We start from the raw sequence: 23,504 nt of genomic DNA on the forward strand, positions 1-23,504 counted from the left end.
AGTCGAATTTATCTCCACCGGGTTTTTATCTGAGTCCTATATCGTAAAGCCAGTACGTCAGTGTTGATCTGCTGGATCGCTACTGGATCCATTGCATCGCGAGCGTCGCGAATGTTCTCTTCCGACTGAATCAGGTGTGCGAGCGCGGCGTCGATCACGACGCTCATCGGCGGGTCGTCGTCGGGACCGCTCGCCACGATCTCGCTCGCCTTTTCGAGCTGCCGTTCGCGTTCGTCTGTGATCTTGAGGCTAGTTCGACGGCTCATTTATACCACGCTGTATGTACGGGGGTCGCGATCCCGTCGTTCTGGAGTGACTGGACCGGTCCCTGTTGAAGTGGTACCCACAGATCGACCACGATCACCGCGGCCACCACCCACAACCCAACCGATTTCTATGTACCTCGCGGGCCGATCGCGCCGAGCGAAGTACATAGATCGGGGATCGTGAATACATCCACGTCGGACCCCACGGGGTCGCGTCGAGAACCCCCTTCCACGAGGTTTCACGCTCGCCCCACGAGTTCTAGCAGCGTCGGCACTTCACCGTCCTCCGGGAAGCGTACCAAGTACGCGCGCTCACCGACACGCTGCGTGTGAGCGTCGGCCTCCTTGATCGAGCCGTCCTCTGCGACTAATCCGTCGAGTTCGAGGTGCTGTTTGTCGATCGTTACGGTTCCGCTGCCGTCGCGGTCAACGAGACTTTTGAATCCCATCGACCGTCGCGGGCACGGTGGTTCACTTAAAGATACCTCAAGGTGGCACGTGACGGCCGTAGACCGTACTGAATGCGGGAGTATATGGGGATTACCGTGGCCCGGCCGCTCGCATGGCGAAAATGGAATTCGACGCCGTCGACGCCGCCCTCGTTGTGGCGGGGCTCGCCTCGGCGTTCATGCTCGTCGGTATCGCATCGTTCCAACTCTTCGACGTGGATTTTACCGCCACACAGTTCACGCTTGGCGGGATCGGGCTCTCGACCGCGTGGATTCTCGGCTACGCGTCGATCGTCGGGGTCATCATCACCAACGACAACACCGAGTTTCAGTCCCTCTCGGACGATATTCAGGGGCTACAGGGCTGGTACATGTTCGCGGCCATCGGGACGCTCGTCCTTCCGATCGCGTTCGTCGCGCTGCCTGACACGGTCGGCAGCTTCTTCCAGAGTTCCGATCTGTGGGGCCTCCTGTACGTGATCGCGGTTACGACCGGGCAGTTCGCTCTGGGGTGGATGCTATGAGTTCCATCTGGGACGGGGAGGACACGATCGCGGGAGTAATCTGGATCCTCACCTCGATCGGCTCGATCAACTGGGGGTTGCTGGAGTTCTTCGACTACAACGCCGTCGCCGAGCTCGGGACCGCGGTCGGTTCGCCGACCGCCGCGACGGTCGTCTACGGTGCTGTCGCCGTCGCCGGCGTCATCACGCTCGCCGATCACGCCGGGTTCTACGACGTTCCGGACGTCGTCGACCGGATTCGCGGGGACGGAGGCGACTGATGAACCGCAACACAATCGCGGCCCTCGCCGTCGCGATCGTCGCGATCGCCGGGCTCGGTCTCGCCGCGGGCGGGGTCACCGGACAGGACGGCTCGGGCGAGCTCGTCAACGACTCGATCGAGGTGACCAACGACACCGATTCCGTCTACGTCGACGTTGTCGGCATCGACGACATGAACGGCAGCGGCCCGGTAACCGTGAACGTCACGTTCGAAGGGCTCAACGGGACCGAGACGCCCGGGAACGGGACCGTACTCGAAGAGACGACGCTCTCGGTCGCCGAGAACACGACTGAGTCCGCGAACGCGACGCTCTCCGACTCCGACCGCGAGACCTACGACTCGATCCACATCACCGCGTCGACGGGCGGGGACTCTTCCCTCATCGACACGGTCAACTGGGGGACAGTCGGCACCGGCGGTGGCGCCGGAGTCGGGCTCGGTGGTGAGACGGGAACGGTCGGGATCGTCGTGGTCCTGCTGCTCGCCGTCTATATCGTCGGGTTTCGTGAGGACTGACACATGACCGCAACACAACCAGATTCGTCCCGGCTCACTCGTCGGGGACTGCTGCGAACGACGGCGGTCGGCGTCGGCGCCGCTGCGGGCGTCGGCGCGCTCGGCTCTACCGCGCGACCGGCGGCGGCGATCGACTGGGGAAGCGTCGGCAAGACCGCGATGCTCGCCGCCGTGAGTCCGCCGGTCGCGCTCGGGTGGGCGCTGCGCGAGTTCGAGATTCTGGGCTCTGACGTACCCCCTGAGGGCCTGACTTCCGACGCACTTGAACAGCAGATCTATCAGGCTGCCCGAACGCGCAAGTCTACGAACGCGAGTACCATCATCGACAACCAGAACATCCTCGACGGCGTCGAACACAACGCCTACACCGATGCGAAGATCGCCGCGATTGAGGAACTGAATGCTGGCTCCTCTGAGTCGGCTGTTCTTGATGCCGCGTCCACGGCAATCGACAACTACGAGACGACTGTTCGTAAGAATCCGCTCAAGTCTTGGAATGAGTCTGTTCGTGAGTGGGAGTCGATCCTAAGCACCCTGTCTTCGCACCCCGATATTGGTCTAACGGATGTGACCACTACCCCCCACTTCTCTGATGATACTAACATCGCTAGTAACATCGCGGCTTCAGAGACTACCTACAACTTGCCTGATGGTAGTACGATCGGTTTACTGTCTATCGATTTCGACGTTTTAGATTCTAATGGGTCTGGTGAACAGATGTGGGATCCTACCCAAAATGTTCAGGAAGCGAGCGGGTTCTGGAATATTCCTGTCGGTGCTTGGGAATGGCAAACTACCTCGGGATCGGTTACGTACCTCGATTACGATGTGTGGTCACCTGTTTGGAATGAAATGGGTACGGTCTTCACGAATGTCCGAAACGGCATCTCGACGTGGGTCACGAACGTCTACGGCGATGTTCAGTCTGGTAGCATCGAGATCTCCGAGCTCATCACGCCTCGCGAGCGGGCGGCGATGCTCCCCGAAGAAGAATCTCAGGCACAGGCGATCGCGGACCTCGCGGCGCTGAACATCCCGATCGACTCCGAGCGCGAGGTCACGATCACGATCTCCGAAACCGGTGCGACCCTCTCGGGGACGATCGGCCTCACCGACGAGTCGGACGGGCCGATCGAATCGGGGGCGACATACGACCCGAGCACCTTCGCCGGGGACGTCTACCTCACGGCCGACGTGAGTCAACTCTCGGGAACGTGGGACGCCTACCAGACCGGCGTCGACGGCGGGACGATCACCCTCACCGCACAGCCGTACGACGGGACGGTTCTGAACGTGACGACGACCGCCGGCGAGACCGTGTCGGTCCCCGCCGCCGATTGGACCGACAACGGCGACGGGACTTATTCATACGACGCCAGCGGGGAGCTGGAGACCAACATCACCGAGGTCGATTCGGTCGAGTACGTTTCCGGTGTTGACCAGACCCAGTACGAGACGCTGAACCTCTCTAGGCAGTTCACGGTAGATTCGATCGTCAACGAGCAGACCGGCGAGCAGACGTCGAGCGCGTCGTTCGAGTCGTCGGAGCCGCAGACCGATTCGAACTACATCACGCAGGAAGAGTGGAACCAGCTCGAACAGCAGAATCAGGAGCTCATCGATAAGTACGAGGAATCGCAGGGCGCTGGCGGCGCCGGCGCCGGATGGTTCGGTGATGGATCTCCCGACGTGGGACTCATCGCGGCTGTCGTCGGCGCCGCCGGAGTCGCGTACGCGCTCTTCGGACAGGGAGGTAACAACTGATGATCAACCCTCTCGCGCCGTATCTGTCGATCCTGTCGTTCGTCGTCGAGCCGATACTGAAGGTCGGCACGGCAGCCGTGTTCATCGGGATCGTCATGGTGGCCCTCGGCTACGACCCGATCGGACTCGCGTGGGGGTTCGTCGAGAACACGATCCGGTCGGCGATTCCGGGGGTCTAATCATGCGCCGTATCCTGATTTTTTGTGTTGCGGTGAGCCTCGCGGCTTGTGTTGCGGTCGGCGGCGCCGCCGCGCAGGACGACGGCGGTCCCGGCTTAGAGACGAACACGTCCGTCGACGTCGGCGAGCCCGAGACGTTCGCGCAGGAGATCGACGCCGACACCCGGCTCGTCGAGTGGAGTTATGACCGCGATCGCGGCGGCTTCACGCTGCTATTCGAAACCGACGAGTCGACGCGAATGACGCTCACCGAGGCGGTCCAGTTCGGCGAGGGCTCCGGCTCCGGCCGCATCTACCAGCATCGGCTTCCCGAGGGGCAGACCGAGGTGTTCGTCTCGGTCCCGCTCCGCGCCGGGCAGGCGGCCGTCACCATGACCACGCCGGGCAGCATCGCGAACAACCGATTCGCGTACGTCTCGACGGGACAGACGACGCCCGACCGCCCGCCGATCAGCTACGAGCGAGCCCAGATCCTCATTCTCCTGTCGGGCATCGGCGGCGCCGGTCTCACTTTCCGCGTCGTGAAGAATCGCCGCGAAGATGAAGAGAAATCCGTCGAGAGGTTGCTATGAATCCGGTCGCCGCAGCCCGCGAGCGGCCGATTCTCGCCGGTGGGCTTGTGTTGCTGTTCATCGCTGGCGCGGAGAGCGGCCGGTACCCGTACCCGTGGGAAGTCGACGGCGCCGGCGTCGTCATGACCGCCGCGGTCGCCATCGCGATCGGCGGGTACATCGCCGGGGGGTACGTCGTCGACTTGCTCCCCGAGGAAGAGGGGATCTATCTCGTCGCGTTCGAGGCGAGCGACGACACCGGCGGCGCCGTCTACGAGCTCAGCGAGGACCAGTTCGCGGACATGGACGTACACGCCGGGAGCCTCTTCGAGTGGCCCGTTGCGAAGCGCGTCTACGAGTGTCGCGAGTACCGGGCCGACGAGAACGTTGCCGTCGCGAACTGGCGTGAGTCGGTCGCCGGATCGGAGCTCGCGGGGAACGTTCAGGTCGTCGACGCGCTCGAAGCGGTCGCCGAGCTCCGCGAGGAGTTCGAGCCGGACGCGCAGGAGGCACGGCGCCTCAAGCGCAGGCTCCGGTCGATCGCCCGGACGCTCGACAAGCGTCGGCTCAAGGACCAAGAGGCGATCCTCGATCCGACGCTCACGCCGTCGTTCGACGACGAGAGCGCGACCGTCTCGGCGATTCTCGACGAGGAACTACCGGACGATCTCAAACCACAGAGTATGAAGGGAGACGACATCGACACCGAGCGGAACGGACACGAAGATACGATCGGCTTCGAGCTGCTCGACGAGACCGAGGCGCTGGAGGTGGAAGATGCGTAGTCAGCCGGCGCGATCCGATCCATACGGCCCCGGTGACGACTCCGACGAGATGGTCTATCTCGTTACTGGAGCGCACTTCGGTGTTGCCTTCGGTGCCCTACAGATATGGAATCAGGGCGCAGCCGGAACACCGATCGATAGCGTGTCTGCCCTGATTTTCATAGTCGCGTTCATCAACGGCGCTGGATGGACTTCCGAGGCGATCGCACGGCTATTGAATTGGGTCCATACTCGGGGGTACCATGTCCGATAAGACTGGCGCGTACGCGGCGGCGGAACTCGCGAGCGCGCTCCGCGGCGAGGATCCCGGCGAACACGTCCGCGGGTACGCCGGGCTCGTCGACGATCGCCGGACGCTCGCGATCCTCAACTACTACGACGGGCTGCTCGACGAGCCGATCGAGGAGACGCGGATCGGACAGCTCATCATCTCCAACGCTGCGACCGAGACGATCGACGAGGCGGTGCGACACGGCTCGGTCTCGCAGATGAAGAGCGCGACCGGGCTCACCGGGCAAGAGCGCGAGGGAGGCGACCTGTATCGCGAAGCCGCCGGGGAGCTCGCACACGAGGGCGCGATCGGACTCGTGTTCGGGGCGCCCGGCTCGGGCAAGACCGCGACGACGCTCGACGTGGCGATGGCGTGGCGGATCCGGACCGGCGGCGCGCTCATCGGCAACACGTCGTGGGACGGCTTCGACCGCGTGGTGCGCTCCGATCGGGAGATGCTCGAAGCGATGGCGGAGATCGAGGGGCCAGTGCTGGCTGGCCTCGACGAGATCGCGCAGGAACTCTCCGGGTTCGGCTCGGGCAACAAAGCGGCCGAGCAGTTCTCGGACTCGCTGCTCTTCATCCGCAAGAAGGAGTCCAAACACGGGCCGCACCCGAAGCGCGGGAGCGTGCTGCTCGTCGGGCACACGCGCACGAAAACCGCGAAGTCGATCCGTCGGGTCGCGTCGCTCGCGATCGAGAAGCCCTCGCGGTCCGACCCCGGTCGCGCTCGCCTCTTGGAGAGCGAGGGCGGCAAGGACGACTGGGAGGAGGGCAGCGACTACAAGGGCCTGACCGACACGGCCGCGAACTACCCGGAACACGAGCCGAGCGAGTTCGCGATCGAGCTCGTCGACGAGGACGGCGAGAGTGAGAGCGTCGACGCCGACTCGGTTCGGCGCGAGGAAGCGATCAGCAAGGCGATCCGCGCGGTCGAGAATCACGGGATGACGTACGCCGACGCGGGCGACCTCGTCGGGTACTCCGCGGCGTGGGTCTCCGACCGGATGGCTGAATACAGGAACGGTGAGTACGGCGAGGTAGTGAACGATGCCGTCGCGTGAATCGATAGACGCGGCGGCGGTTCGCTCGTTCATTCACCCGCCCGCCCCGGCGCATACCTCTGTTTATACGCGTGCGATCGCGGCGGGGGGTCCGAATCCGCGGGGGGCCGCGCGGCCGGGGTTCGGTCGAAATTCGTTCGTCGACGCCGATCGGCGCGGCGACCAACCGCAACCCAAACGAGGGTCGTCGTGAGCTACGACCCGGCGATCGTCGGTCGGTACGGGAAGCTCGTCGAGCTGTGGGCGACGGATCGCTACCCGCTCACGCTCGACTATCCGGTCGTGGACGGGCTCAAGTTCGACGCGAGCGACGAGGACGGCCGCCCGTGGGATGTGAAGGGGTCGATGGTCAACGGCGTCCGACCGACGTTCAAGTTCTGGTAGGACCAGCACGAGACGCTCGCGGACGCTGATGGCGGCTACGCGCTTGTGTGGTACCGAGCGGAAGGGAGAGAGATAACAGTCATGTCGTCGCGCACGGTTCGCGCTCGGGACTTAGAGATCACGAACTGGACTAATCCCGGTAAGACACATTATCGGTCTCACTCAGAAGAAGCGCAGATCCCAGCTAGAAATTTACTCTCATCCCGGCCTTCTGAGTGAGATCCATCACTCCGGGAAATAGTTTCTAAAATCGGTAGGAGTGTCGTCGGCAGTCATTAGAGTAGCTCGGAATACGAAGTGATCCTCAGTTTGACCTTCGTACTTTTCTTTCTCTTCTTCTGTCATCTCTCTTTTTTCCCATGTCATTTGATCTCGTATCATACCATCATCTGTAACATGGTCTTGGAGTCTCGCCTTCTTGTCCTTCGGATTATCTACGAGTGCGGCTCCTCTCATCCCCATTATGTTCTCCGCTTGGCGTTGGCAAAATCGACCCCAGTACGGATTTCCAGCGATGTGATCGCAGTCACTATAGTCGTCTTCACAGATGGTACATGTGAACTTCTCTACGTATATCTCAGGGCTGTTAAAATTTTGACTTGGAAATACAGTTTCTTCAATTTTCTCAAGTTTTTCTATATATTCTCTTACATTACATTTGTCGTGGGTTTCATGTGCCGATATAGCGCTTTTCGCGAAAGTCTGTGAATCAACGAGGGCATCCCATGCTTTATCCCAACTTTTCTTATTAAGATCAATCCACATCTTTAATTCGTGACGAAGACTATTTATCATACAACGGAACATTAGGTTTTGATTGGCAGCATCCTCATCCTCCTCATATATCATCTGATTGTGAACGTCTAAGGATTCTGCGTAGAGATTCGACAATTTCTTGATTGATTCCCTCTGATGATTTTCACTTCTGGGTAAGCTAGTAAATCGTTCGCAATCCTCTACTACCTCAGTATATCGTCCAGCAAAGCGTTTGACACGTTCATTCATCATCTGAATCTTCTTCAATTATCTTTTCTATCTCATCTGAAAGCTCCTCATCAAGCGCATCAGCTGGACCTTGATAGGTTAAACGTGTGGTAGTCCCGTCTGCCCTCTCTTGTTCAACAGTGAATTCAACCTCAGATTCGTATTGGGTTGAATAGTGACTAGAGATCTTCTCCAAGACATATTTTATTTGATCCCAATTGTCCCGAACTGTTGTATACGTGAAAATAATAGCCGGCAGGATTAGCTCTTCCGAATGGAGTACAAGCGTAGACGAGTCTTCGGACTTGGTGTAGTCTACAAACTCAACGCCCGTCTGTTCGATTAATTTCCTAACTGTATCTGAATCGTCTGGCAAGACAATTACTGATTCAGAGTCGACGGTTTCTCGGCCAACAGGGACGATGGAAACTCCATCAGGAGCATCAATTCCTATGTTCTCAAATTGGGACTTAGCATCAGTTGAATGTTCAATCTTAACGCTCATATCTCTAACAGTAACGACGGGCCTTGTTGACTGTTGGGGACCGTTATTTTTCAAGAAACATGGTACTCCTCGGAGTTGAACGCGGATCACTCTGAGAATCTGCGCGTGTAGAAACAGAGGTGGTACCTTAGCTGTGTGGCCTTAGCCACACCCCTAACCGCCAACCGACCCCCCGGTGTCGGTTCGGCGTCGACGAGCAGCTCGTCGAGACCGAGATCGCGCTTGTGTTGCGGTCGAGATCGTCGCGAACTCCCCGGTCGGAGGGGTCGATCGAGGCGAAAACGGCCGCAAAAAGAGGGTCAGGGTAGTGTTGCCACTCACGAGGGGCCGCGCTACCGGAGCGTCTGACCCTTCCCCCACGCACTCCGCACCGGCCGGATCTTCGGATCAGATGCGTCACGGTAGTGCGAGACCGCCTCTTTCAGCCGCTCCGGGTCGCGACCCGCACCGACCCAGTACCGCTTGAGCCGCGTCACAAGCTCCGACCAGGACTCGTCGGCGAGGTTCCCCATCCGCACCCGGAGGTGCGCCTCGCGCTCGTCGATGTGGATCCCGTTCGCTTGGCAGAACGCGATCAGTTCGTCCGTGCGCTCGTCGAGGGACGCACGCTCGGCGTTCTGAACCGCGTTCGCCGCGGTCCCCATCGCCTTCCGCACGCCCTCACGTGCCGCGTCGAGCGCCTCAAGGACCTGCTCGGCGACGTGATGGGACCGCAACGCCACCGACCCCTGCTCGCGAACGACCATCTCCTCGATCCGCCGGAGCCCCCGGCGTACGCTGTCCGGGTGCCAGTCGTGTTCGTCCGCGATCTCCGCCGGCGACACGTCGCCACCGTCCGCGACGAGCGTCTTCAGCGAGTCCCACTCGACCGGCGAGAGTCCGTCCGCGAGCTGGCGAACGACCACGTTCCGCTGGTCGCTCTCGACGCGCTCTAAGTTCAGCGGGAGCACCCGCGACCGGTCGACGGTCTCCGCCTCGAAGTACGCATCTTCGACGAACGTGCGACCGCCGCCTGGCCCGTCGTCGTCGAGCGGCTGCGTGGGAAGCCCCGACTCGTTCAGCGTCGCGAGGATCGCCTCTTCGAGCTCGTCGGCGATCTCGTCGTGGTCGACCGGCCGGAGCGTCTCGTCCCATCGGCTCGACTGATAGGACGCTTCGAGCTTCGGGTGCGCGAGCGGGTGTTCGTCCGGCAGCGACTCGGCGTTTCGCGCGTAGTAGTGCTTGAACTCCTTCGGGATCCGGTGGTCCGGAAACGCCTCGCGGATCCGCTTCGGCCCGAGCGTCACCGTGTGGTAGTAGCCGGCTCGCTCCGTGTCATCCTGAACGAGCTTCCGGTACCCCGAGCGATCGCTTTCGAGGAGGTGGCCCATCCGCGCGAGCGGCCCCTCTCGGGAGTGGATCGCGCCGCACACGTCCCGGTCGAGTCGGACGTATCGCGCCGCGTCGATCACGACGCTGTACTCGTCGTTCCGGCTCTCGAAGTACATCGGGTCGAGCGTCACCGCGCCCGCAGCTCGCTGGATGACCGACTCCACCCGGTCGAACTCGACGTTCGACGCGTTCACCCGAACGTTCACCGCGTCGCCGAGATCCCACATCGGCCGGGCGACCGACTTCCCCTCGGTGGATTCGAGCCCGCGCCAGCGGGGTTGAATCAGGGCCTTCACCTTCCGCTCGCCGACCTCGTCGTCGGCGACCGCGTTCAGCCGGAACTCCCGGAGCGTGTCGAAGTCAACGCGCGTCCCGTCCGGCGTCTCGCCGCCGTCGGGCGGCGCGAGCCCGGACTCTTGATACGAAAGGGTAACGCGCCATTTCTCGCCGTCGAGCGTGAAGCTCCCGCGCCGGCTCCCGGTCGCGTCGACGAGCCGCGCGGCGCCGAACCACGCCCCGAGCCCGGAGTACACGTAATTTGCCATGTACTCGTGCGGGGCCGTCTCGACGGCCTTCATCGCGAACTCACCTCGCGACGGGGGACCACGATCGGCCGCTTCGTGCCGTCGACGAACACCGCACCGAGCCGGACCCACGGCGACCGGTCAGACTCGTCGGTCGGATCGTCGACGTCGACGATCGCGGCCTCGGGCGCGATCGCGAGGACATACCGGCACGCGTCACAGGTGTACCCGCGGGCGTTGACTGAGTCGCCGTCGACCCGGGCCGGATTCTGGTTCGCGAGCCGGAGCGTCGCGATCGCCGGCGACCCAAGCGTGTCGGTCACCTCCTCCTGACAGCGCGGACACGCCGCGTACTTCCGGTCCGCTTCCCAGCGGGCCGCGGGGCGCCGGAGCCCGTAGGCGGCGGTACTCACGGCTCCACCTCGTTCGGATGGAAGATCCGCGACCACGCGACCTGCGAACACTCGGGCCGATCGTTTCCGCCGGAGCGCCACGCGGTGATCGCGTCGTCGACGACGGTCGCGGGTACGACCTTCATCGCGACCGGCTCGCGGCCGGGTCGCGGCTCGCACACCGCGAAGAGGTAGCTCCCGCCGGCGTCGCGGAGTAGCTCGTGCTGCTCCCGCCGGAGGTAGAACCGACCCCGGCGACCGCTCGCGAGCCGGGGGATCGCGCTCTTGATCTCGACGAGCGAGCCGACTTCGAGCAGGCAGATACCGACGAACGGAAGCGACTGCGACGGAACGACGAGTGTCTCGGCGCGAGCGTCGACGTGTTCGGTGTCGGGGACGTACGCCAGCCCGTCGACCGCTTCGAGGACCGCCGCCTCGGCGTTCTCGCCCGCTCGCTTCGACGAGACGGGACCGCTCGCGCGGCTCACGCGAACACCACCACCAAGTTCACCGCAGCGACCACGGCGCCGATCGTCGCGATCCCGAGGCCGACCCACTCGGGCGCCTCCAAGGCGTCGGCGGCGACCGGCCACGCACCGCAACACAAGCCGACGACCGCGAGCATCGCGACCGCCGCGGACAGCCCTCCGTCCCACGGCTCGCCCGCGTTGCGGGCGGGGCTCGTCTGCGGGTCGGGTGTGTCGACGTCTTTCCCGGCCGCGCTTCCCTCGCAGATCCGCACCCACGAGTCACACTCGGGACAGCGGTGCGCGCGGTCGTCCTCGTCGCCGTGAACGCGGCGGAAGTCCGCGGGCACGTGGGCGTCGCAGCGAAGGCAGTTGCTCCGGCTACTGTGAGATCGGAGCAACATCATGCCGACACCACCTCGGCTAACGCAGATCGGGGGACGGTGGTGACTACCGGCTTAATTCTATCCCGGACAAGACACGCTAGCGGTGCCTCTAGGGAGTTGGAACGACGAAATTGGGTGGCTGGGGAGTCCCAGCCCACCAATTCATTCGGGCGGAGCCCGAATTCAATTAAGGTGGGCCAACACGGATTTGAACCGTGGACCTCCCGGTTATCAGCCGAGCGCTCAACCTGACTGAGCTATTGGCCCAGGTGGGCGCATTCAGTCGTTGCGCGGGTAGGATTTTAAGGGTTTCCTTTCGCAAGCCCCCCGCCGTGTGGCGGTTTCACGGTGCGTCTCGACGCCCGCGCCGTCAGTCGGTTCCCGTCCGCTCCTCCTCTTCGACGGTGAAATCCACGTCGACGACGTCGTCGTCGTCCGCCGACGCGCCGCCGCGGTCGGCGTTCGCGCCGACATCTCCGTTGCCAGCGTCGCCGCCGTCGAACCCGTCCGGGCCGCCGCCGGGGAATCCGCCGCCCATCGTGAAGCCCCCCTCGCCGTCGTCGGGGAAGCCGCCGATGTAGACGTTGCCCGAGAGGAAGCCGTCCGTCTCGCGTTCGATGTACGGGACGACGACGTACTTCTTCAGGGCCACGCGGATCGGCACCCGGGAGAGCGGGAGCGCGAGCAGGAAGCCGACCGCGTCGGTGACGAGCCCGGGCGTGAGCAGGAACGCGCCCGCGGCGATGAGCAGCCCGCCGTCGAGCAGTTCGTCGGTCGGCGGCTTCCCCTGCGCGACCTTCCGTTGAAGGCGCGCGAGGGTCGCGCGCCCCTCGGCGCGCAGCAGGAGCATCCCGAGGACGGCCGTCAACACGACTAGGGCGACCGTCACCGGCCACCCGAGCCGCGTCGCGACCACGATCAGGAACAGCGCGTCCACGAGGGGGACGACGAGGAGCAGCGCGAGCAGCGTTCGCGGGCGCATACCCCCGCCTTCCCGCCGGGCGCCCATAGCCCTTTTCGTCGCGGGCGGGGTCCGACGGGGGCTCGCGGCGCGCTCGTATCGCGCTCGCATTGGTCCCGCGACATCGGTCGGGGGCGCCGGTCGCGCCCGCCGCGACCGCCACGGCTTTGCCCGCCCGGTCCGAGCCGGCGGTATGGACATCGTCGGCGCGCTCGGCCGTGACCCGCCGGACCGCGAGTCGCTCCCGCGGTGGGTCGCGCCGCTCCCGAAACGGCTGGAGGACGTCGCCTTCCGGTTCGCGTGGGTCATCGTCGCCATCAACCTCGTCGGCACCGCGTTCGGCTTCTGGTACTACCGGTTCCAGTTCCGCGCCCTCCCGACCGAGATGTGGCTCTTCATCCCGGACAGCCCCGGCGCGACGCTGCTCATCGCGCTCGCGCTCGGCGCGTGGGCGCTCGGCCGGTCGAGCGACACGCTCGCCGCGCTGGCGTTCTTCGGGAACGTCAAGCTCGGCCTGTGGACTCCGTACGTCCTCGTCGTCTTCTGGCCGGAGTTCCTCGCGGTCAACGGCCCGGCGCTGTACGCCTTCCTGTTCTTCAGCCACCTCGCGATGGTGGTCCAGGCGTTCGTCCTCCACAGGATCACCGACTTCCCGCTCAAGGCGGTCGCGGTCGCGACCGCGTGGTACACGGTCGACCTGCTGATGGACTACTTCGTCCCCGTGATCGGCGAGGTGACCCACACCTCGCTGCCGTACGCCGACGGCGCGCCGTGGTTCACGACGACCGTCCTCCAGGTCGCGGCCGCCGGCGCGGTCGTCCTCACCGTGATCCCGCTGTTCTGGACGCTCGGCACGCGTATCGCGACGCTGCGAGGCCGCGCGAGCGACTCCGGGTCGTCGTCGCAGTAGGGGAGCGTCGGGCCCGCCCGCGCTCACCGATTTAAGTGGACAGCCGACCTCCACGAGGGTATGAGCCACTACGAGCGGATCGCGGACCTGACGGTCACGATCGAGTCGGTCTCGCGGCGACGCCACACGGCGAACACGACGAGCGGCTTCGAGCGGACGACGACGGAGTACCGGCTCTCCGGCGACGGCGTCGTCGGCAGGGGAGAGGACGTGACCTACGAGACGGCCGACCACGACGCCCTCGCCGGGACCGACCCGATCGACATCGAGGGGGAGTGGACCATCGACGAACTGTCGGACCGGCTCGACGAGATCGACCTCTCCCACGGCCACGAGCCCGCAAACGAGATCTCCCGCAACTACCGCCGGTGGGCGGTCGAGAGCGCGGCGCTCGACTTGGCCCTCCGACAGCACGGGGAATCGCTCGGTGAGCGCCTCGGTGTCGACCCCGAACCGGTCCGCTTCGTCGTCTCGACGCGGCTCGGCGACCCGCCGTCGACCGACCGCGTCGAGGCGCTGCTCGCGCGAGACCCGGAGTTGGAGTTCAAGCTCGACCCCACACCGGAGTGGCCGGAGGCGGCCTTCGAGACGCTGCGTGAGACCGACGCCGTGCGCGTCCTCGACCTGAAGGGCTGGTACGAGGGCACCGAGGTGGACGTCGAGCCCGACCCGGAGCTGTACCGCGACGTGTTCGCGGCGTTCCCGGCCGCGGTCGTGGAGGACCCGGCGTTCACGCCCGCGACGAGCGCGCTCGTCCAGCCGCAGGCGGACCGGCTCTCGTTCGACTACCCGATCGACGGCGTCGAGAGCCTCGAATCCCTCCCGGTCGAGCCCGGCTGGTGTAACATTAAGCCCTCTCGGTTCGGCACGCTCGAATCGCTGTTCGAGACGATCGCCTACTGCGAGGAGGAGGGGATCCAGCTGTACGGCGGCGGGCAGTTCGAACTCGCGAGCGGCCGCACCGCGATCCAGACGCTCGCCGCGCTGTGTTACCCCGACGCCCCGAACGACGTGGCGCCGCGGGCCTACAACGACCCCGACGCCGAGCCGCCGTATCCGAAGAGCCCGCTCCGACCGAGCGACGACGCGGTCGGCTTCGAGTTCTGAAGGGCTCCGAGTCGGTCGACCGACGAGGTTGCGTGGTTATAAACGGATCCGCGGTGGCGCGAGGCTCTGTTGAAACCCATAGGAATCGATAGGATCGGTGTGCGAGATACAGTGAATCCGTACGGTAGTATTTTACCGTACTACGAGCGATCAGCTCGTCGGCAGTTCTGTTATTACAGCCGTAATGGGCTTTAGAACCCCGCCTACGGTTGACATTCGAGCAGGGTGAATTGCCTCGGGTCCGTGTCCTCGTCGCTGGCCCTGTGCTCGTCGCTTTGTCGGACGACGTGTGAGTCTACGTAGTAGCGGGTAGACATCGACAAATAATTCCCATGCGTCCTGCGAATATCGAACTGAATGGTGACTGGAGTGCTGTCAACGCTGATAAATCGGCCGTCTTCGGTACCTGGGAGCGACTCGAACTCGTGGCGCACCGGCTCCAGATCCGAGTGTGGAGCGCCGTTGGATTCTACTCTCTCATTCCGCTCGGCGGCTTCTCTGGCGAACTCTCGCAGTAGTTTGCTGCTCAGGGTTTCGATCGACGGGATATCAAAGTCGGGCGGGTCGGTCGTCGGTTTGGCTTCTATCTCGGGAACATCTCTGTAATCGGCGCCACTCCACCCGACGGTAACTACGTATCCGTACTCGTGGCTGTCGATGGAGGTCACACTCCCGCTGACCGAGTCGTCCTCGTGAGTGGGCGAAAACATCTCAGTGAGTACGTAGGCTTCGTGATACTCGATCGCAAACGTTCCGACCGCCTCACGGGAGAGTTCGTCGGGCGGGCCGTAGTCCGCGAGCGTTGATGTAGGACAGTCATCGGGCAGGTCGTCCGCTGGTCGCTCGGCAGGCGCGTCACCGGGATAGATGTACTCCCGAGATTCGTGCGTCCACAGCCGCCAGTCGCCGTCTTCCGGTCGGAGTTTGTGGGTGAGCCCTGCCGGTTGGCGGTCGTCATCTTCAGCAGGAGTGGCGAACTCGTCGAGAACAGTTGCTTCGGTGTCGGATTCCGCTACGAGGGTACGCTCCTCGATAGTGCTTGACGCTAGAACGTCCGGCGGAAACGACTCCCACCAGTCTTCGTTGGTCCAGTAGGATGCGTCACGTTCCGGCGAGTCGGGGTGATACAGGTCGCGGAACCGCTCGGCGTCGCGGTTCCTGACGGCGTCCCACCATTCCCCAACGACACGATTCGGGGCTGGCGTGCTGGATAGATTCACAGATTGGTCGGCGAGACAACCTGCGAGGGGAGCGGTCCCGACGCAGCCGAGAGAGGTCAGGAGGGCCCGTCGCTTCATATATCGACGCTCTTTCAGATCGATAAATGCTTTCGGACGGATCCGGTGGCTCTGAAGCCGACCGGCCGCCGGAGCAATCAAAGCGGTCGAGGATCACCCGGGTGTCGCGTGACTCGGTGACACCTGCTTTTTCGTCTGAACCACTCACACTCTGTATCCAGTACGTCTCAAAGAAGAGATCACCTGCTGAGGATTTCACAGGTCCAGCGATAAATACCCACGAACGCACGGAGCGACCGAATCCACCTTCGCGAACGACAACTTACGAGACGAACTTCAGCAGGTCGTCGCGGTTGTGCTCGTGGAAGCGCGTCCTGAGACACTCCTCTAACGCCTCGATGTCGCCGCGCTTCGCGCAGATCGGCGCCACGCGGTCGGACCACTGCTGCCACGGCGGGAACAGCCCGAGCCGGTCGCAGATCTCGTCGAGCCGCTCGTCGAGGTCGTCGATCTTGTCGGTCTTGTTGACGGCGACGATGGGCTCGACGCCCACGTCCTCTAAGAAGCCGTACATCTCCACGTCGTGGGGGACGTTCCCGCGCTCGGCGTGCCGGTCGATGATGTCGACCGCCGCCTTGCCGTCCATCACGACGACCCCCGCGAGGATCGAGTCGGCGTTGTCCTCCAGGTAGCGGACGATTTCTGTCTTGATCTGCTCGCGGTGTTCCTCCTCGACACCGGACATGAAGCCGAAGCCGGGGAGGTCCGTGAACATGAAGCTCTCGCTGGCCCAGTCGAAGTGGTTCGGCTGGCGGGTGACGCCGGGCTTGCCGCCGGTCGAGAAGTCGTGGCCCGTCAGCTCGCGCATCAGCGTGGACTTGCCGACGTTCGAGCGCCCAACGAGGACGACCTCGGCGTCGCGGTCCGGCCGGTCTTCGAACATACCCGACGATGCGCGCCTGAACGGGTTAAAAGGCGCGTCGTCGGTCTCTGACGCGTCGCGACTGAGAGCGAACGGGCGCCGCCGGCACGAGACGGGTCGTCCTTCGGGAGACACGCCCGCGACCGTCTCGTCGTTCGAGAAGCGAAACAGTCGGAACGGGAATTGAATGCCCACATTTCGGAAACTTACGGTCCGAAATATGAAACTACCATGGGTTTTATATACCCCGAGTCGGTGTGGGTGTGTGTAACATGGTTCTCCAGACGAGGGCTCGTGACCGTCGCATCGGTTCGACGAATCCGGTGAACGCCTGTACCGGCGCCTCCGAGCACGTGCGACGAGGATTCCGGTCGTCGGCGGTGGGCCGCTCGTCCCCCTCGTCGGGCCGTAATCGATCGGGGGGAGGCGTATGACGGGAGCCGAGACGTTCGGCGCCGTCTCCCTCGTGCCGCCGCTCTTGGCGATCGTGCTCGCGATGGTGACGCGCAAACCGGTCCTCTCGCTGTTCTTGGGGATCTGGTCCGGGGCCGCGATCTACACGACGAACCACGGCGTGGTCCAGACGCTGGACTGGCTCGTCTCCTCGATCGGCGAGAGCACGTTCAACGCGAAGATCATGCTGATCGTGCTGTTCCTCGGGGCCGGCGTCGCGCTCATCTGGCGGCTCGGCGGGGCGAACGCCCTCGCGAACGCGGTGACCTCCAGGCTCGACTCCCAACGCAAGGTCGGCGCGGCGACGTGGATCTTCGGCATGATCTGGTTCTTCGACGACTACTCGAACACGGCGATCGTCGGCACCACGATGCGGGAGATATCCGACGAGGTGAGCATCTCCCGGGAGAAGCTCGCGTACATGATCGACTCGACCGCCGCGCCGGTCGCGACGTTCGGTATCTCGAGCTGGGTCGCGTACCAGCTGAGCATGATCCGCGACGGCTACGAGGCGGCGGGCGTCTCCGTCGACGCCGGTCAGGTGCCCAGCGCCTTCGCGCTGTTCCTCCAGAGCGTCCCGTTCAACATGTACTGCCTGTTGGCGGTCGTGATGGTCGGGATAATCGTCTTCTCCAAGCGGGACTTCGGCGAGATGCTCGACGCCGAGCACCGCTCGGCGACGGAGGGGAAGGTCCTGCGCGACGGGGCCATCCCGATGCAAAGCGCCGAGGACAGTCTCGGCGACGTGCTGACCGACTCGCCGCAGCTCCGGTACTTCGTGCTCCCGACCCTCGCGCTGATGGTGACCGTGGTCGGCGGCGGGTTCTACACCGGACTCGAGGCGTCAGAGCCCGGCGCGGGGCCGTTCGAGATCGCCGGCAACGCCGCGTTCGTCGACGCGCTCCTCTGGGGGACGTTCATGATGGTGGCCGTCGCGCTCGTCATCGGCATCGCGAGCGGGGTCGCCAACCTCGACGAGGCGATGGAGACCGTGATCGACGGCTTCGGAATGATGCTGACCGCGCTCACGATCCTCGTGATGGCGTGGACGATCGGGACCGTCACCACCGCGCTGGGCACCGGCGTCTTCGTCACCAACATCGCGGAGGAGTTCGTGTCGCCGACGCTGCTCCCGGTCGTCGTGTTGCTGGCGTCCGCGTTCATCGCGTTCTCGACCGGCACCTCCTGGGGGACGATGGCGATAGTCACTCCGATCGCGGTCCCGCTGGCGTGGAGCGTCGGCGGCGCGACGCCGGCGCTGCTCCCCGTCGCGATCGGGACCGTGTTCAGCGGTGCCATCTTCGGCGACTACTGCTCGCCAATCTCCGACACGACGATCCTCTCGTCGACGTTCACCGGCGCCGATCACATCGATCACGTCCGCACCCAGATCTACTACGCCACGACGGTGCTGATCGTGGCCGCGGTGTTGCTGACCGTGTGGGGCGCCACCCGGATCACGCCGCTGGTGCTGCTCCCGATCGGCGTGGTGACGCTCGCCGGCCTGGTGTACGTGCTCTCCGAGTTCGACGCGAACCGGAAGGGCGTGGCGGCGACCCGCACGGTTCGAGCCGGCAACCGGTCGCCCGCCGACGACGACTGACCCCCGCTCCCCCGGGCCGAGCGACCCCCCGCCTCCCGGTCCGGGCAATCCCCCACCTCCCGGTCCGACGGACCCCACCCCGCCCGTCGGCACCGAAAGTCCGGTCGGCGTTCGGGGCTTACTTGTCTCGGCCGAGCGTCCTTCCGGCATGGACAAACAGGCCGTCCGCGAGGCGGTGTGGGACGCCTTCGACGCCGGCGACCACGCGCGCTTCCCGTTCCCGCCGCACGACCGGATCCCGAACTTCGCCGGCGCCGACGCCGCGGCTGAGCGGATCGCGGAAACCGAGGCGTGGGAGGCGGCCGCGACGCTGAAGGCCAACCCCGACGCGCCGCAGCTCCCGGTTCGCCGAGCCGCGCTCCGCGCCGGCAAGACCGTCTACGTCGCGCAGCCCCGGCTCCGCGACCCGGACCCGTTCCTCCGGCTCGACCCCGCCGAGGTCCCGCCGGCGGAGATCGACGACGCGACGACCGTCTCGGGGATCGGCGAGTACGGGACGCCGACCGCGCCCGAGGACGTCGCGCACGTCGACCTGATCGTCGCCGGCTCCGTCGGCGTCACCGCCGACGGCGCTCGGATCGGCAAGGGCGAGGGGTACAGCGACCTGGAGTGGGCGGTCCTCCGCGAGCTCGGCGCGGCCGACGCGGACACGACGGTCGCGACGACCGTTCACGAGTGCTCCGTGCTCGACGGCCCCGAGTCGGCCGTGGGCCCGGACGCCGACCTCCCGGAGCCCGACGCCCACGACGTGCCGCTCGACCTCGTCGTGACGCCCGAGCGAACGGTCCGGACCGACACGCCGTACGCGCGCCCCGACGGCGTCGACCGGGACGCGCTCGACGCGGAGAAGCTGTCCGAGATTCCCGTGCTCGCCGAGCGGGCGCCCTGACGAGAGAAATCTCGATCGGAGGGAGGCGACAACGGAGTTCGGTCGGCGGTACGATACCCTCAGTCCGCGTGCTGCGGCGTCGGCGCGGCCCGCTCCGCCCGGTGGTCGGCGACGTGGCCACACTCCGGACAGACGATCGTGCGCTCGTCGCCGTCGCTGACGACGAGCCACCCGTCCGACAGGGCACTTTCGAAGCGACACTCCGGACAGAAGAGGACCGACTTCCCGCGGGAGGGCGGGGAACCGCTGGCGTCTGCGTTCATGGTGTTCGGTAGGGCCTGGAGCTATAAGGGTCTTGTTCGACCTGATCGTTCAGTATGATCGGGAGTGACAAGCGTGACTGTACGCATTTTCGAAGATAATAGATCGTACATTTCACTAATTAGAAAATAACTGATCAGCGACTGTCATCATCATTCCGGGGCGTTCCGTCGCCCGCCTCGGAGGTACGCCTCGGGGGTACGCCTCGCCCCGGACCGCGCCTCCGTCGCGGGCTACCGCGCCAGGGGCATGTTGTAGCTCGTCTCCTCGGCCATCACGTACTCCCAGGTGGCCTCGCACTCGCAGGACACCTGCTCGAAGACGCTCGGGTCCTGCCGCCTGTCGAAGTCCTTGATCGCGGTCTGGACGCGGTCGTCGCACTCGCCGCAGTTGTGCGCGCCGCGCTCGGAGCCGTGACCGACCGGGTCGGAGACGACGATGGCGTCGACGTCCGCGGTCGCTTCGAGCACGTGCGCGACCGACCAGAGCCACGGCGGCCGGTAGCCCCCCTCGAAGAACAGCTCGTCGACCATCGTGTAGCGCTGGACGTTCGTCGGGTTCATCGAGACGGTGTGACAGCCGTCCACGTCGGCGCACCGCCGGATCGAGTCGATCATGTCGGCGGCCGCCTCGGGCTCCGCGAGGAAGGGCGGCTTCATGAGGAGATACGCCTTGACCCCCACGTCGGCGTCGAACTCGGCGTCCGCGGCGGCGGCCTCGGCGCAGGCGGCCTCGAAGTCGGCGAAGTCGAAGTACTTGTTCACGCAGTCGTGGCGGACGCGGTCGGTCGCGGTCTCTAACCCGACCGCCACGTCGGTCGCGATGCCGTGGTCCGCGAAGTCGGCGATCTTCTCGCGCTCGACGAAGTCCGGCAGCGACTCGACGACGATCCGGTCGCGGTCGGCGAACGTCTCGGCGATGGCACGCCGGGTCTCGGCCGGCACCTCGCGCTCGTCGAGGAAGGAGCCGGAGGTGTAGATCTTGATCAGCTCCGCGGGCTCGTCCGCTTCCTCGGCCTCGTGGTCGAGGCAGGCGTCGATCTGCGTCATCAGGTCCTCGTGGGCGACGCTGCCGCCCTCGACCGACTCGGCGACGTAGCCGCACATCGTACAGCCGCCGGCGCGGGCCCACCGGCAGCCGCCGGTGTTCAGGATGATCGTGAGGGAGTTCACCACGCCGTCGGGCGTGTTGTCCTCGTCGATCCACACCCGGGTCGGCTCCGTCGGGTCGTACGTCTCCGAGCGCTCGGCGCGGATGTCGCGCATCACGGCGTTGTGCGCGTCCATCCCGCGCCCCTGCTCGTACGCGTCGGGGCTCGGCTGGCTCATTGCCGGGAGAAGCGGTCGCGCGCGTAAAGCGGTGTCGTCATCGCGGGCCACGTCGCGTCCGTATCGCAGCCCATGTCGCGTTCTCATCGGGATCAGTCACGTCGCCGCGGTCGCGGTCGGCCGCGAGTCAGACGACGTGGGTCGATCCCGCGCCCGCCGCCCGGAGACGAACGTTTGCGAAGAATTCTCAAACGTGTCGAACTGATAAATATATATTATTTCATAGAAAGATTTTATAAACATCCCTAAGTGGAAGAATTCGATGTCACGGGACCGTGACTACGGACGGCGTGACGTACTGCGAGCGGGTGGAATCGTACTCGGCGGGTCGCTCGTCTCCGGCTCGGCGGCGGCCGCGGACGGCGAGGGAGCGACGACGCTCACCGTCCTGTCGTACAACGACATCCAGACGGCGGCGGCGCAAGACGGGAACTTCCCGCGGCTGGTGACGCTCATCGAGCAGCGGCGGGCGGCGGCCGACGGCCCCGTCGTCGTGGTCGGCGGCGGCGACGAGGTGGGGCCGCACGCGCTGAGCCCGATCTCGCAGTGGCGCGCGCCGGTGGACGTGCTCAACGAGGTCGGCCCGGACGCGGACGTGATCGGCAACCACGAGTTCGACTACGGGCTCGACCCCATCTCGGACGTGACGGCCGACTCCGAGTTCCCGTGGCTCGCGACGAACCTCGTCGACAGCGAGACGGGCGAGGCGTTCGACGGGACGGAGTCGTACCGGGTCGTCGAGCGCGGCGGCGTCAGCGTCGGGATCATCGGCCTCGCCGACCAGGGCGCGACGACCGGGAAGACGAACATCGACTTCGCGGCGGAGGGCATCACCATCGAGGACTACACCGAGACCGGCCCCGCCGAGGCGAAGCGGCTCAAGGAAGAGAAGGGCGTCGACGCCGTCGTCGCCCTCGCGCACACAGGCATCGGCGACGCCGAGGATCTCGCGGAGGCCGACGCGGACGACGACATCGACGTGATCGTCGTCGGCGACGACGAGCAGCTCTACCCGCCCCAGGAGGTCGACGGGTCGATCGTCTCCGAGGCACGGGCCCGCGCGGCGTACCTCAGCGAGATCGAACTGACGATCGAGGGCGGCGAGGTCACCGCGTGGAACGGGGAGCTGATCGAGGTCACAGAGGACATCGAGAAGGATCCCACCGCGTCGAGCATCATCAACGACTATCGCGCGGAGGTCAGCCTCGACTCGCCGGTCGTGGAGACCGAGACGCCGCTCAACGCCACGTTCGGCGCGAACTACCACCGCGAGACCGGCTACGGGAACCTGATCACCGACGCGATGCGCGAGCGCGTCGACGCCGACGCCGCGATCACGAACGCGGGCGGTATCCGCTCGGACTCGGTGTACGGGCCCGGCGAGATCACCGGCGGGGACATCTTCAACACGTTGCCGTTCCCGAACACGGTCATCTCACTGGAGCTCACGGGCGAGGAGCTCGTCGAGACGCTGGAGAGCCAGGTCGTCACGCTGGAGAGCGACACCGGACAGCAGTTCGGCGAGGAGATCTCCCAGCAGACGAGCGGCCTGCGCTTCGAGTGGGTGCCCCACGACGACGCCGACGAGCAGATCCGGGACGTGTACGTCGGCGGCGAGCCGCTCGACCCCGACGAGACATACGAGGTGGCCGTCAACAGCTTCATCGCGAACGGCGGCAGCGGCTACCCGCTCGAAGACAAGCCCGTGGTCGTGGACACGGGCGAGCTACAGGCGACGACGGTCGTCGACTACCTCGAACCGCGGGAAACGATCGCGCCGACCGTCGAGGGCCGGATGCAGCGCGTCGACCGCGACCTCCCCGACGCCGCCGTCACCGTCGACGGGAACGGCAAGGTGGTCACGCAGTACGACGCGCCCGACGACGTCGACTCCGTCGCCGAGGACACCGTCGCCGTCTGGGCGCCCGACGGCGAGCACCTCGACGCGGAGAAGGTCGTCTTCGACGACGAGGAGGCGACCCTGATGGTGCGCGTCGACGACGCCGACCTCGCGGACACGGTCGAGGACGCGGACGACGGCGAGGAGGTCCCGCTCGACCTGTACGCGGAGTACGAGTCGAGCGAGTTCGACCAGATCTACTTCGAGCGCTCGCGGCTGAACGCCGACGTGACGGCGACCGTGCGCCGCCGCGGTCGCGGTCGGGCCGGCCCGCCGGGACGCTGAACGC

27 protein-coding genes and 1 tRNA gene are annotated in these 23,504 nt (G+C 65.1%); 14 read left to right on the forward strand and 14 right to left on the reverse strand.

What is annotated here, in order from left to right; all coding sequences use genetic code 11:
* Window positions 1-8: 8 nt before the first annotated feature.
* Together DVK05_RS14390 and DVK05_RS14395 are read right to left on the reverse strand one after the other, a co-directional pair.
* Window positions 9-266 (reverse strand): hypothetical protein, encoded by a 258-nt coding sequence (locus DVK05_RS14390; protein WP_121564431.1) that lies wholly within the window; start codon window positions 264-266, stop codon window positions 9-11.
* Window positions 267-505: 239 nt separating this feature from the next.
* Complete coding sequence (locus tag DVK05_RS14395; RefSeq protein WP_006113927.1) at window positions 506-715, reverse strand: hypothetical protein; 210 nt, start codon at window positions 713-715, stop codon at window positions 506-508.
* A gap of 122 nt (window positions 716-837) precedes the next feature.
* On the opposite strand from DVK05_RS14395, the gene DVK05_RS14400 reads away from it, so the two are divergent.
* The 9 genes from DVK05_RS14400 to DVK05_RS17575 all read left to right on the forward strand — a co-directional run bounded on the left by DVK05_RS14400 (window position 838) and on the right by DVK05_RS17575 (window position 7,014).
* On the forward strand, window positions 838-1,239 hold the full coding sequence (locus DVK05_RS14400) for a hypothetical protein (protein ID WP_121564718.1): 402 nt from the start codon (window positions 838-840) through the stop codon (window positions 1,237-1,239).
* Complete coding sequence (locus DVK05_RS14405) at window positions 1,236-1,499, forward strand: DUF378 domain-containing protein (RefSeq protein WP_121564433.1); 264 nt, start codon at window positions 1,236-1,238, stop codon at window positions 1,497-1,499. Before DVK05_RS14400 ends, DVK05_RS14405 begins: the two co-directional genes overlap by 4 nt.
* Window positions 1,499-2,017 carry a hypothetical protein gene (locus DVK05_RS14410; protein ID WP_121564435.1) on the forward strand — a complete coding sequence of 173 codons (519 nt, stop codon included), beginning with the start codon at window positions 1,499-1,501 and terminating at the stop codon, window positions 2,015-2,017. Before DVK05_RS14405 ends, DVK05_RS14410 begins: the two co-directional genes overlap by 1 nt.
* A 3-nt stretch (window positions 2,018-2,020) precedes the next feature.
* A complete protein-coding gene (locus DVK05_RS14415) occupies window positions 2,021-3,781 on the forward strand; it encodes a hypothetical protein (protein ID WP_199712338.1) in 1,761 nt (586 codons plus the stop codon).
* Complete coding sequence (locus DVK05_RS14420; protein ID WP_121564437.1) at window positions 3,781-3,960, forward strand: hypothetical protein; 180 nt, start codon at window positions 3,781-3,783, stop codon at window positions 3,958-3,960. Before DVK05_RS14415 ends, DVK05_RS14420 begins: the two co-directional genes overlap by 1 nt.
* A 2-nt stretch (window positions 3,961-3,962) precedes the next feature.
* Complete coding sequence (locus DVK05_RS14425) at window positions 3,963-4,532, forward strand: hypothetical protein (RefSeq protein ID WP_233559427.1); 570 nt, start codon at window positions 3,963-3,965, stop codon at window positions 4,530-4,532.
* A complete protein-coding gene (locus DVK05_RS14430) occupies window positions 4,529-5,296 on the forward strand; it encodes a hypothetical protein (protein ID WP_233559428.1) in 768 nt (255 codons plus the stop codon). The genes DVK05_RS14425 and DVK05_RS14430 overlap by 4 nt, the downstream gene beginning before the upstream one ends.
* A 242-nt stretch (window positions 5,297-5,538) precedes the next feature.
* The gene (locus tag DVK05_RS14435; RefSeq protein WP_121564441.1) at window positions 5,539-6,630 is read left to right on the forward strand and encodes a hypothetical protein; all 1,092 of its coding nucleotides are present in this window, start codon (window positions 5,539-5,541) and stop codon (window positions 6,628-6,630) included.
* Between the two features lie 189 nt (window positions 6,631-6,819).
* Window positions 6,820-7,014, forward strand: a complete 195-nt coding sequence (locus tag DVK05_RS17575) for a hypothetical protein (protein ID WP_233559429.1) — start codon at window positions 6,820-6,822, stop codon at window positions 7,012-7,014.
* Between the two features lie 225 nt (window positions 7,015-7,239).
* On the opposite strand, the gene DVK05_RS16980 is transcribed toward DVK05_RS17575, so the two are convergent.
* From DVK05_RS16980 to DVK05_RS14470, 8 genes are all read right to left on the reverse strand, one after another.
* Window positions 7,240-7,863 carry a hypothetical protein gene (locus DVK05_RS16980; RefSeq protein WP_147437797.1) on the reverse strand — a complete coding sequence of 208 codons (624 nt, stop codon included), beginning with the start codon at window positions 7,861-7,863 and terminating at the stop codon, window positions 7,240-7,242.
* A gap of 148 nt (window positions 7,864-8,011) precedes the next feature.
* Window positions 8,012-8,503, reverse strand: coding sequence for a hypothetical protein (locus DVK05_RS16985; RefSeq protein ID WP_147437799.1), 492 nt, complete (start codon window positions 8,501-8,503; stop codon window positions 8,012-8,014).
* A 332-nt stretch (window positions 8,504-8,835) separates the two neighbouring features.
* Window positions 8,836-10,452 carry a hypothetical protein gene (locus tag DVK05_RS14445; RefSeq protein ID WP_121564443.1) on the reverse strand — a complete coding sequence of 539 codons (1,617 nt, stop codon included), beginning with the start codon at window positions 10,450-10,452 and terminating at the stop codon, window positions 8,836-8,838.
* Entirely contained in the window at window positions 10,449-10,811 is a 363-nt protein-coding gene (locus DVK05_RS14450) for a hypothetical protein (protein ID WP_121564445.1), read from the reverse strand. Before DVK05_RS14450 ends, DVK05_RS14445 begins: the two co-directional genes overlap by 4 nt.
* Complete coding sequence (locus DVK05_RS14455; RefSeq protein WP_121564447.1) at window positions 10,808-11,278, reverse strand: hypothetical protein; 471 nt, start codon at window positions 11,276-11,278, stop codon at window positions 10,808-10,810. The genes DVK05_RS14450 and DVK05_RS14455 overlap by 4 nt, the downstream gene beginning before the upstream one ends.
* The gene (locus DVK05_RS17580; RefSeq protein WP_233559431.1) at window positions 11,275-11,661 is read right to left on the reverse strand and encodes a hypothetical protein; all 387 of its coding nucleotides are present in this window, start codon (window positions 11,659-11,661) and stop codon (window positions 11,275-11,277) included. Before DVK05_RS17580 ends, DVK05_RS14455 begins: the two co-directional genes overlap by 4 nt.
* Before the next feature lie 175 nt (window positions 11,662-11,836).
* Window positions 11,837-11,910: transfer RNA gene (locus DVK05_RS14465), tRNA-Ile, on the reverse strand.
* A gap of 103 nt (window positions 11,911-12,013) precedes the next feature.
* Window positions 12,014-12,625, reverse strand: coding sequence for an FxsA family protein (locus DVK05_RS14470; protein WP_121564449.1), 612 nt, complete (start codon window positions 12,623-12,625; stop codon window positions 12,014-12,016).
* Between the two features lie 172 nt (window positions 12,626-12,797).
* Here DVK05_RS14470 and DVK05_RS14475 point away from each other — a divergent pair, with 172 nt between their 5' ends.
* Complete coding sequence (locus DVK05_RS14475) at window positions 12,798-13,514, forward strand: DUF1405 domain-containing protein (protein WP_121564450.1); 717 nt, start codon at window positions 12,798-12,800, stop codon at window positions 13,512-13,514.
* A gap of 60 nt (window positions 13,515-13,574) precedes the next feature.
* Window positions 13,575-14,621: a hypothetical protein gene (locus DVK05_RS14480; protein ID WP_121564452.1), complete on the forward strand. Its 1,047-nt coding sequence runs from the start codon at window positions 13,575-13,577 to the stop codon at window positions 14,619-14,621.
* Between the two features lie 203 nt (window positions 14,622-14,824).
* On the opposite strand, the gene DVK05_RS14485 is transcribed toward DVK05_RS14480, so the two are convergent.
* On the reverse strand, window positions 14,825-15,919 hold the full coding sequence (locus DVK05_RS14485) for a nuclear transport factor 2 family protein (RefSeq protein WP_121564454.1): 1,095 nt from the start codon (window positions 15,917-15,919) through the stop codon (window positions 14,825-14,827).
* A 262-nt stretch (window positions 15,920-16,181) separates the two neighbouring features.
* Window positions 16,182-16,802: a GTP-binding protein EngB gene (gene engB / locus DVK05_RS14490; RefSeq protein ID WP_121564456.1), complete on the reverse strand. Its 621-nt coding sequence runs from the start codon at window positions 16,800-16,802 to the stop codon at window positions 16,182-16,184.
* 409 nt (window positions 16,803-17,211) lie between these two features.
* On the opposite strand from engB, the gene DVK05_RS14495 reads away from it, so the two are divergent.
* A complete protein-coding gene (locus DVK05_RS14495; RefSeq protein WP_121564458.1) occupies window positions 17,212-18,837 on the forward strand; it encodes a Na+/H+ antiporter NhaC family protein in 1,626 nt (541 codons plus the stop codon).
* A 148-nt stretch (window positions 18,838-18,985) separates the two neighbouring features.
* The gene (locus DVK05_RS14500; RefSeq protein ID WP_121564460.1) at window positions 18,986-19,726 is read left to right on the forward strand and encodes a 5-formyltetrahydrofolate cyclo-ligase; all 741 of its coding nucleotides are present in this window, start codon (window positions 18,986-18,988) and stop codon (window positions 19,724-19,726) included.
* Window positions 19,727-19,785: 59 nt separating this feature from the next.
* Here the strand turns inward: DVK05_RS14500 and DVK05_RS14505 are convergent, their stop codons facing one another.
* Both DVK05_RS14505 and DVK05_RS14510 read right to left on the reverse strand, forming a co-directional pair.
* Window positions 19,786-19,989 (reverse strand): hypothetical protein, encoded by a 204-nt coding sequence (locus tag DVK05_RS14505; protein WP_121564462.1) that lies wholly within the window; start codon window positions 19,987-19,989, stop codon window positions 19,786-19,788.
* 231 nt (window positions 19,990-20,220) lie between these two features.
* The gene (locus DVK05_RS14510) at window positions 20,221-21,315 is read right to left on the reverse strand and encodes an archaeosine biosynthesis radical SAM protein RaSEA (protein WP_121564464.1); all 1,095 of its coding nucleotides are present in this window, start codon (window positions 21,313-21,315) and stop codon (window positions 20,221-20,223) included.
* 262 nt (window positions 21,316-21,577) lie between these two features.
* Here DVK05_RS14510 and DVK05_RS14515 point away from each other — a divergent pair, with 262 nt between their 5' ends.
* Window positions 21,578-23,500, forward strand: coding sequence for a bifunctional UDP-sugar hydrolase/5'-nucleotidase (locus tag DVK05_RS14515; protein ID WP_121564466.1), 1,923 nt, complete (start codon window positions 21,578-21,580; stop codon window positions 23,498-23,500).
* Window positions 23,501-23,504: the final 4 nt, after the last annotated feature.

The organism is Halorubrum sp. Atlit-8R (assembly GCF_003666025.1).
Taxonomy (GTDB): domain Archaea; phylum Halobacteriota; class Halobacteria; order Halobacteriales; family Haloferacaceae; genus Halorubrum; species Halorubrum salinarum.